At 73.6% G+C, this 8453-nt stretch carries 8 protein-coding genes, 1 tRNA gene and 1 other RNA gene; 4 read left to right on the top strand and 6 right to left on the bottom strand.

All coding sequences use genetic code 11. The features are described 5' to 3' along the window. The 6 genes from BJF88_RS06775 to ffs all read right to left on the bottom strand — a co-directional run. Positions 1-1186: DNA polymerase III subunit gamma and tau (locus BJF88_RS06775; protein ID WP_139315949.1), on the bottom strand; the 1186-nt coding region annotated here is incomplete at its 3' end. Between the two features lie 80 nt (positions 1187-1266). Further along, positions 1267-1929, bottom strand: coding sequence for a methionine ABC transporter permease (locus BJF88_RS06770; protein WP_075828236.1), 663 nt, complete (start codon positions 1927-1929; stop codon positions 1267-1269). Further along, on the bottom strand, positions 1926-3035 hold the full coding sequence (locus BJF88_RS06765; RefSeq protein ID WP_083648931.1) for a methionine ABC transporter ATP-binding protein: 1110 nt from the start codon (positions 3033-3035) through the stop codon (positions 1926-1928). Before BJF88_RS06765 ends, BJF88_RS06770 begins: the two co-directional genes overlap by 4 nt. A gap of 42 nt (positions 3036-3077) precedes the next feature. Next, positions 3078-3425 (bottom strand): MetQ/NlpA family ABC transporter substrate-binding protein, encoded by a 348-nt coding sequence (locus BJF88_RS21505; protein ID WP_255371827.1) that lies wholly within the window; start codon positions 3423-3425, stop codon positions 3078-3080. Further along, the gene (locus tag BJF88_RS21500; RefSeq protein WP_255371826.1) at positions 3422-3979 is read right to left on the bottom strand and encodes a MetQ/NlpA family ABC transporter substrate-binding protein; all 558 of its coding nucleotides are present in this window, start codon (positions 3977-3979) and stop codon (positions 3422-3424) included. Before BJF88_RS21500 ends, BJF88_RS21505 begins: the two co-directional genes overlap by 4 nt. A 414-nt stretch (positions 3980-4393) precedes the next feature. After that, an RNA gene (ffs, locus tag BJF88_RS06755) (signal recognition particle sRNA small type) lies at positions 4394-4489 on the bottom strand. A 139-nt stretch (positions 4490-4628) separates the two neighbouring features. Between ffs and BJF88_RS06750 the strand changes: the two genes are divergently transcribed. From BJF88_RS06750 to BJF88_RS06735, 4 genes are all read left to right on the top strand, one after another. Next, positions 4629-4714 (top strand) — tRNA-Ser (locus tag BJF88_RS06750). A 297-nt stretch (positions 4715-5011) separates the two neighbouring features. After that, complete coding sequence (locus BJF88_RS06745) at positions 5012-5716, top strand: TetR/AcrR family transcriptional regulator (RefSeq protein ID WP_075828248.1); 705 nt, start codon at positions 5012-5014, stop codon at positions 5714-5716. Between the two features lie 54 nt (positions 5717-5770). Further along, on the top strand, positions 5771-6745 hold the full coding sequence (locus BJF88_RS06740) for an ABC transporter ATP-binding protein (protein WP_075828235.1): 975 nt from the start codon (positions 5771-5773) through the stop codon (positions 6743-6745). Further along, positions 6735-8399, top strand: coding sequence for an ABC transporter permease (locus tag BJF88_RS06735; protein ID WP_083648930.1), 1665 nt, complete (start codon positions 6735-6737; stop codon positions 8397-8399). The genes BJF88_RS06740 and BJF88_RS06735 overlap by 11 nt, the downstream gene beginning before the upstream one ends. Positions 8400-8453: the final 54 nt, after the last annotated feature.

Raw genomic sequence — 8453 nt, 5'->3', positions numbered from 1 at the left:
CCGCCGGCGCGGCGCCGAGTCCTCCGCGCTCGAGCCGGTCGAGCCGCGCCGCGAAGCCGGCGGCGCCGTCGTCCGCACCCGGGAGGAGCAGGCGTGCGACGAGGAGCTCGAGGTGCAGGCGCGGGGAGGTCGCGCCGGTCATCTCGGTGAGCGCCGCGTTGACCAGGTCGGCCGCGCGCGAGAGCTCGGACACGCCGAGGTTCTGCGCCTGGGTGCGCATGCGCGCGAGCTGGTCGGCGGGCTGGTCGCGCAGCACCGCGTCGGCCGCGTCGCCCGACACCGCGATGACGATGAGGTCGCGCAGCCGCTCGAGCACGTCCTCGACGAACCGGCGCGGCTCGTGCCCGGTCGCGATGACGTGGTCGACGACCCGGAAGATGCTCGCGCCGTCGTGCGCGGCGAGGGCGTCGACGACGTCGTCGAGCAGCGTGGAGTGCGTGTACCCGAGCAGCGCGACCGCGCGCTCGTAGTCGACCGTGCCGTGCTCCGCGCCGGCGATGAGCTGGTCCATGACCGAGAGCGAGTCGCGGACGGAGCCGCCGCCCGCGCGCGTGACGAGCGGGTAGACCCCTGAGCCGACGTCCACGCCCTCGGCGGCGCACAGCTCCTCGAGGTACGGGCCGAGGACGTCCGGCGGGACGAGACGGAACGGGTAGTGGTGCGTGCGCGAGCGGATGGTGCCGATGACCTTGTCCGGCTCCGTCGTCGCGAACACGAACTTCACGTGCTCGGGCGGCTCCTCGACCGTCTTGAGCAGCGCGTTGAAGCCCGCCGGCGAGACCATGTGGGCCTCGTCGATGATGAAGATCTTGAAGCGGTCGCGCGTCGGGGCGAACGTCGCGCGCTCGCGCAGGTCACGGGCGTCGTCGACGCCACCGTGGGACGCGGCGTCGATCTCCACGACGTCGAGGCTGCCCGGACCGCCGCGCGCGAGCTCGAGGCACGAGGGGCACTCGCCGCACGGCGTGTCGATGGGGTGCTCCGGCGTGTTCTGCACGCAGTTGAGCGTGCGCGCGAGGATGCGGGCGGACGTCGTCTTGCCGCAGCCGCGGGGGCCGGAGAACAGGTAGGCGTGGCTCACCCTGCCGCTGCGCAGCGCCTGCATGAGCGGCGCGGTCACGTGGTCCTGACCGATCACCTCGGCGAAGGTCTCGGGCCGGTAGCGGCGGTACAGGGCGGTGCTCACCCCGCAACTGTAGACGCCCCGGCCCACACCGGACGAGGCTGTCCCCGGTGCCGCGAGCGACGCCGGGTCGGCCCCGCACGTCAGCGGTGCAGCGCCCGGCGCGCGAGCCGGTTGCCGAGGAGCTGGGCGAGCTGGACGATCGCGATGATGACGACCACGGTCACCGCGACGACCGCCCAGTTGTAGCGCTGGTACCCGTAGACGATCGCGAAGTTCCCGAGACCGCCGCCGCCGATGATCCCGGCGATCGCCGACATGTCGAGCACGGCGATGAACAGGAACGTGTAGCCGAGGATCAGCGGCGCGAGCGCCTCGGGCACGAGCACCGTCGTGATGATCCGCCACGGGGACGCGCCCATCGCGCGCGCCGCCTCGACGACCCCCGGGTCGATGCCCACGAGGTTCTGCTCGACGATGCGCGACGTGCCGAACGCCGTCATGACCGACAGCGGGAAGATGAAGGCCTCGGTCCCGAGCGTCGTGCCGACCACCTGGAGGGTCACCGGCCCGAGCAGCGTGACGAAGATGATGAACGGGATCGGCCGGACGATGTTCACGAGCACGTTGAGCGTGCCGAACACCCACCGGTTCGCCAGCAGGTTGCCCGGGCGCGTGACGTAGAGCGCGAGGCCGAGGGCCAGGCCGGCGAGCCCGCCCGTGAGCAGCGCCACGGTGACCATCTGCAGCGTCTGGCCGAACGACTCCCACAGGATCGGCCACAGCGTGGACCAGTCGCGGTTCATGAACGTCCTCCCAACAGGGTGCGCGGGTCGTCGAGAGGGTGCGCCGCCGTCCCGAGGTCGACGACGTCGGCGTGGCGCCCGAGCTCGGCGAGGAACAGCGCGACGCGGTCCGCGCGGCCGACGAGCTCGACGGTGAGCGACCCGAACGGCCGGTCGCCGACCTCGCTGATCCCGCCGAACACGACCGCGCCGTCGACCTCGTGCTCGCGCAGGAGGCGGAACAGCTCCGTCCCCGTGCTCGCGCCCTCGCGCACCCCGACGGTGACGAGGCGGCCGGGGTGCCGCTCCCGCAGGCGCGCGAGCGCGTCGGGCGACGGCCGGTCGTGCAGCGCCGTGCCGACGAACCGCCGGGAGGCGTCCGCCCGCGGCGCGGAGAAGACGTCGTACACGTCACCGACCTCGACGACCTTCCCGTGCTCCATGACGGCGACGCGGTGGCACGTCGAGCGCACGACGTCCATCTCATGCGTGATGACGACGATCGTGATGCCGAGCTCGGCGTTGACGCGTCGCAGGAGCGCGAGCACCTCGCGCGTCGTCTCCGGGTCGAGGGCGGACGTCGCCTCGTCGGCGAGCAGGATCGTCGGCGACGCCGCGAGCGCGCGGGCGATGCCGACGCGCTGCTTCTGCCCGCCCGAGAGCTGCCCCGGGTAGGCCTTGGCCTTGTCCGCGAGCCCGACGAAGTCGAGCAGCTCGGCGACGCGCCGCTCGCGGTCCGCGCGCTTCCACCGCGCGACCCGCAGCGGGTAGCCCACGTTGCCCGCGACGGTCCGGGACGAGAGCAGGTTGAACTGCTGGAAGACCATGCCGATGCGCGAGCGCACGTCGCGCAGGCGTCGCTCGGGCAGGCCCGTGACCGTCTGGCCGTCGATGACGACGTCCCCGCCCGTCGCGGTCTCGAGCGCGTTGATCAGGCGCACGAGCGTCGACTTGCCGGCACCGGAGTACCCGATGACGCCGAAGATCTCGCCGCGACGCACCGTGAGCGACACGTCGTCGACGGCGCGGACGGCGCGCGCGCCCTCGCCGAAGGTCTTCGACACGCCCCGCAGCTCGATCGCGGGGTGCGGGTCGTCCCCGGCGGGGCGCGCGTCGTCGTCCGTCATCTCGTCCGTCCTCTCCGGTCCCGGTCTCGTGCGACGGTCAGGTCAGGACTCGCCGCGCAGGTCCGACTCGATGCCCGCGAGGATCTCCTGGAGCTCCTCGGCCGAGTTGTCCTTGATGACCGCGGTCCCGCCGGACGCCTGCTCCTCGGCCTCGACGACCTCGGGCGAGTGCGAGATCTCGACGAGCGTCGCGAGGTCCTCGTCGTCGGCGTTCTCGGCGGTGGTCACCCAGACGTTGATGTAGGGCTTCGCGGCGTCGGAGTCGGGGTCGTCCTCGAACAGCGCGTCCTCGGGCGTGAGCCCGGCGTCCTCGACGAAGTCGTTGTTGATGATCGAGGCGTCGACGGACTGGAGCTGGATCGGCGTCTGCTCCGCAGCGACGGGCGTCACCGTGACCTCGAGGACGGCAGGGCGTCGGCCTCGGTGGACAGCGAGCTCCCGCCGTCCTTCAGCTCGACGAGGCCGGCCTCCTGGAGGACGAGCAGCGAGCGCGCGAGGTTCGTCGGGTCGTTCGGGATCGCGACCTGACCACCCTCGGGGATGTCCTCGAGCGTGTCGTGCTTCGTCGAGTACAGCGCGAGCGGGTACACCGCGGTCGCGCCGATGGGCTGGAGGTCGTCGCCGGAGTCGACGTTGTAGCCGGCGAGGAACTGCAGGTGCTGGAACTGGTTGACGTCGAGCTCGCCCTGCGAGACGGCGGGGTTCGCCTGCGTGTAGTCCTGGAGGTCGACGAGCTCGATGTCGAGGCCCTCGGCCTCGGCCTGCTCGGTGAAGACGGCCCACTTGTCGTCGGACGCGCCGACGACGCCGATGCGGATGGGGTCGGCGGCCTCGTCGCCGGAGGACGAGGCCGCGTTCTCGCCCGAGGCGCACGCGGTCAGGGTCAGGGCGGCCGTCGCGGTGATCGCGGTCCAGGCGAGGCGGGTACGGGTCGAGGAGGACATGGGTGTTCCTTCCGGAAGGCGGACGCGCGGGTCGGCGCGGCCGGGCGCAGGCGGAGCCCGCGCTGCTGAGCGGTGTTCGAGGGCGCTTCCGGCGGGCCATCAGCCTCGCGGCGAGCAGGTGAGGAGCGGTCCGCACGAGGCGGACGGGGCTCGGGAGTGCAGGCGGAGCCTGCGGCGTACGACGGCGCGTGTGGTCAGCAGCCGCACATTCGCCCGGTGCGCTCGCCGCGACAGCACGGCACGGCGACGCAGGAGGCTGCGCGCGGTGCCGCGAAGGCGGTCGAGTACCGGGTCATGTCGTCATCATGGGCACGGCAGGACGAGGGACGCCAATCCGTGGACCGAAAATCCCACTCCGTGGACGACCCTCCGTTCGCATCGCGGATGCGACGCGTCGGATGGCACGCAGGAACACGAAAGGACCCCTCGCGCACCCACCAGAGCTCACCTACTTGCTGCCTTCCGGCCCTGGGGGAGTTCGGGCGAGTTGATGCCGCACGAGGGGTCTGCCGCCCACCCTAGCCCAGGACGGCCGCGTGCCCGAAACCCGCTGCGGGGAGGCGCGATTCGGCCAGGGCTGCCCGGTCTTGTATCCTCGTTGCGCTACCCCGGGTCGGCGTCGACGTCATGCCGGCGCGGAGGTGCACCAGGAGGATTCGCCTAGTGGCCTATGGCGCACGCTTGGAAAGCGTGTTGGGTTAACAGCCCTCGGGGGTTCGAATCCCCCATCCTCCGCAGTCCGAAGGGCTCGCCGCGTGCGGCGAGCCCTTCGCCGTCCTCGGCCGGGCAGGCACCCGGGCGCGATGCGCGGGCACCCGCCGCTGAGGCCCGCCACACGGGTGCGACGGGCCTCGCGGGCGTCCCGACGGTCCGACGCGCCGGGACACGTGCGCCGGCGGTGCCGCCGACGACCACCTCCCAGCCTACGGCCCCCGGGGCTCGCGCGGCAGTGGTCTGCCGCACCCAGTGTGTCGGCGCCTCCGCCCGGGCCCCTCTGGCGCTCCGGCTGAACGAGCGTTTAGCATGCTGAACATGCGTTCAACGGACGAGGCGCGTCCTCGGCGGCGCGGCCCGGTCGGCCCGCCCGAGGACCTCTCCACGCGCGCACGGATCCGCGACGCGGCGATCCTGCGCTTCGCCCGCGAGGGCTTCGGCGCGTCGGTGCGCGCGATCGCGGCGGACGCGGAGGTGAGCCCGGCGCTCGTGCTGCACCACTTCGGCTCCAAGGACGGGCTGCGCGCGGCGTGCGACGAGCACGTCCTCGCCACCGTCCGCACCACCAAGCACGACGTCATGGCCGACGCCGCCGCCATGTCGCCCATGAGCGGGTGGTTCGCCCAGGTCGAGGAGTTCGCCCCCGCCGTCGGGTACGCCCTGCGCAGCCTCCAGGCCGGCGGTGCGATGGCCCGCGCGTTCGTCGACCACATGGTGGCCGACGCCGCGGGCTACGTCCGCGAGGCGGTCGCCGCCGGCGTGCTGGTCCCCAGCCGGGACGAGGAGGCGCGCGCCCGGTACCTCGTGCTCAGCGCGATGGGCGCGATGCTCCTGTCCCTGACCCTCGACCCGCCCGAGCACCCGGACGACCTCGCCGCCGCCACGCGCCGCCACGTCGACGCGGTGGCCCTGCCCACGCTCGAGCTCTACACCGAGGGCCTCCTGGCCTCGCGCCGCATGCTCGACGAGTACCTCCTCTACGTCGGCGACCCGCCCCGCGACGAGGACGCCGCCTCGGCGTGACGGGCGCGCGTCCCCTCGGCACGGACCCTCCTGCGGACGAGAGACGAGACGACCATGACCAGCACGACCAGCACGACCGGCACGACGACCGCGGGCCGCGACGCCGCCCCCGCGGTCGAGATCCACGACCTGCACAAGCGCTTCGGCGCCGTCAGAGCCCTGGACGGGCTCGACCTCACGGTGCGACCGGGCGAGGTCGCCGGCTTCCTCGGGCCGAACGGCGCGGGGAAGTCGACGACGATCCGGGTCCTGCTCGGGCTCCTGCGCGCCGACTCCGGGTCGGTGCGGCTCCTGGGCGGTGACCCCTGGACGGACGCGGTCGCCCTGCACCGCCGCCTCGCCTACGTCCCGGGAGACGTGACGCTGTGGCCGAACCTGACCGGCGGCGAGGCGATCGACCTGCTCACCCGGCTGCGCGGCGCCGTCGACCCGGCGCGCCGGAAGCTCCTGCTCGAGCGCTTCGAGCTCGACCCCACGAAGAAGGCCCGCACCTACTCCAAGGGCAACCGGCAGAAGGTCGCGCTGGTCGCCGCGCTCGCGTCCGACGTCGAGCTGCTCGTGCTCGACGAGCCCACGTCCGGCCTCGACCCGCTCATGGAGGCGGAGTTCACCGAGTGCGTGCGCGAGGTCGTCGCGGAGGGCCGCTCGGTCCTGCTGTCGAGCCACATCCTCGCCGAGGTCGAGAAGCTGTGCGACACCGTGACGATCATCCGCGCCGGCCGCGCGGTGCAGTCGGGCACGCTCGCCGAGCTGCGGCACCTCACGCGCTCGTCGGTCACGGTCGTCACCGAGCGAGACCCGTCCGGCCTGGGCGCGGTCGACGGCGTGCACGACCTCGTGGTCGAGCGCACCCCCGACGGCCCGCGCGCCCGGTTCGACGTCGACAACGACCGCATGCAGGCGCTCGTCGCCGCGCTCGGTGCGCACGACGTGCGCTCGCTCCACGTCGCGCCGCCGTCGCTCGAGGAGCTCTTCATGCGCCACTACGGCGACGAGGTCGCCCGCCTCGACCGGGCGGGTGCGCTGTGAGCACCGCGACGGCGCCACGGGTCGCCTGCCGCCGGACGCGCCGCGCACCGGCTCGACGCTCACGGCCACCGGGACGCTGCTGCGCTTCGCGCTGCGCCGTGACCGCGTGCGGACGCTCGTGTGGGCCGGGTCGGTCGCGCTGCTGTTCCTCTACGCCGCGACGGCGCTCGACGCCGTCTACCCCACCGCCGCGGACCGCCAGGTCCGTGCCCAGCTCGTGTCGAGCCCCGCGGCGGTCATGATGTCCGGCCCGGGCTACGGGCTGGACGACTACACGCTCGGCGCCATGGTCGCGAACGAGTTCACGCTCTGGGCGATCGTCGCCGTCGCGATCATGAACATCCTGCTCGTGGTGCGGCACACGCGCGCCGAGGAGGAGTCGGGACGCTCCGAGCTCGTCCGGGCCGGCGTGGTCGGCCGGCACGCCCCCGCGACCGCGGCGCTGCTGCTCGCCGTCGTCGCCGACCTGCTGATCGCGGTCCTCAGCGGTCTCGTGCTCGTCGCGGCAGGGCTCGCCGTCGTCGACTCGTTCGCGCTCGGCGCCGCCGTCGGCGTCACGGGCCTGGTCTTCGCCGCGGTCGCCGTCGTCACGAGCCAGCTCACCGGGCACGGTCGGACGGCCTCGGGTCTCGCGCTCGCCGTCCTGGGCGTGGCCTACCTCCTGCGCGCCGTCGGCGACGTGGAGCAGACGCACGGCAGCTGGGTCTCGTGGCTGTCGCCGATCGCGTGGGGGCAGCAGATCCGGGCGTTCGTCGACCTGCGCTGGTGGCCGCTCGGGCTCTCGCTCGTGCTCGTCGTCGTGCTGCTGCTCGCCGGCTCGGCGCTGGCCGCCCGCCGCGACGTCGGCGCCGGGCTGTTCCCGCCGCGGGCCGGGCGGGCGCAGGCTCCCGCGGGCCTGGGCGGACCGTTCGCGCTCGCGTGGCGCCAGCAGCGCGGCTCCGTCCTCGCGTGGGGCGTCGGCGTCGGCCTCATGGCCTACGCGTCCGGGACGTTCGCGGACTCGGTGAGGGAGATGGTGGACGAGCTCGCCGCGACCAACCCCACGATCCTCGAGCTGTTCGGCGAGGCCGACATGCTGGCCGGGTTCGTCGCGGTCATGACCGTGTTCCTCGCGCTCGCCGTCGGCGGGTTCGCGGTGGCGTCCGCGCTGCGCGCCCGGTCCGAGGAGACGAGCGGGCGCCTCGAGCCCGTCCTCGCGACGGCGACGAGCCGGACCCGGTGGTTCGGCGGGCAGCTTGCCGTGACCGTGCTGGGCGTCGTCGTGCTCCTGGTCGTGTCCGGGCTCGCGCTGGGCCTCGGCGCCCTCTCGGTCGGCGTGCGGGACCCCGGGCTCGGGGAGTACGTGCTCGCGGCGCTCGTCTACCTGCCGGCCGTGCTCGCCCTCGTCGGGGTCGTGTGGTTCTTCCTCGGCTGGCGACCGGGGCTCGCGGGGCTGGCGTGGGTCGTGCTCGTCTGGTCCTTCGTCGTCGGGATGTTCGGCGGACTGCTCGACCTGCCGGACGCGGTCATGGGGATCTCGCCGTACCGGCACGTCCCGCAGCTCCCGGCCGACGACGTCGACGCGGTGGGCCTCGCCGTGCTGTCGGCGGTCGCGCTCGCGCTGCTGGCTCTCGGCGTCGGGGGCTTCCGGCGCCGGGACGTCGTGTCGTCCTGACGTCGCGCGGGAGGAGCCCCGGTCACGTGACCGGGGCTCCTCCCGGGGGCGGGC

It is taken from the genome of Cellulosimicrobium sp. CUA-896 (assembly GCF_001942335.1).
Taxonomy (GTDB): Bacteria; Actinomycetota; Actinomycetes; order Actinomycetales; family Cellulomonadaceae; genus Cellulosimicrobium.
Note: the sequence above shows the minus strand (reverse complement) of the source record. Positions and strands in the feature narration are given on the sequence as shown.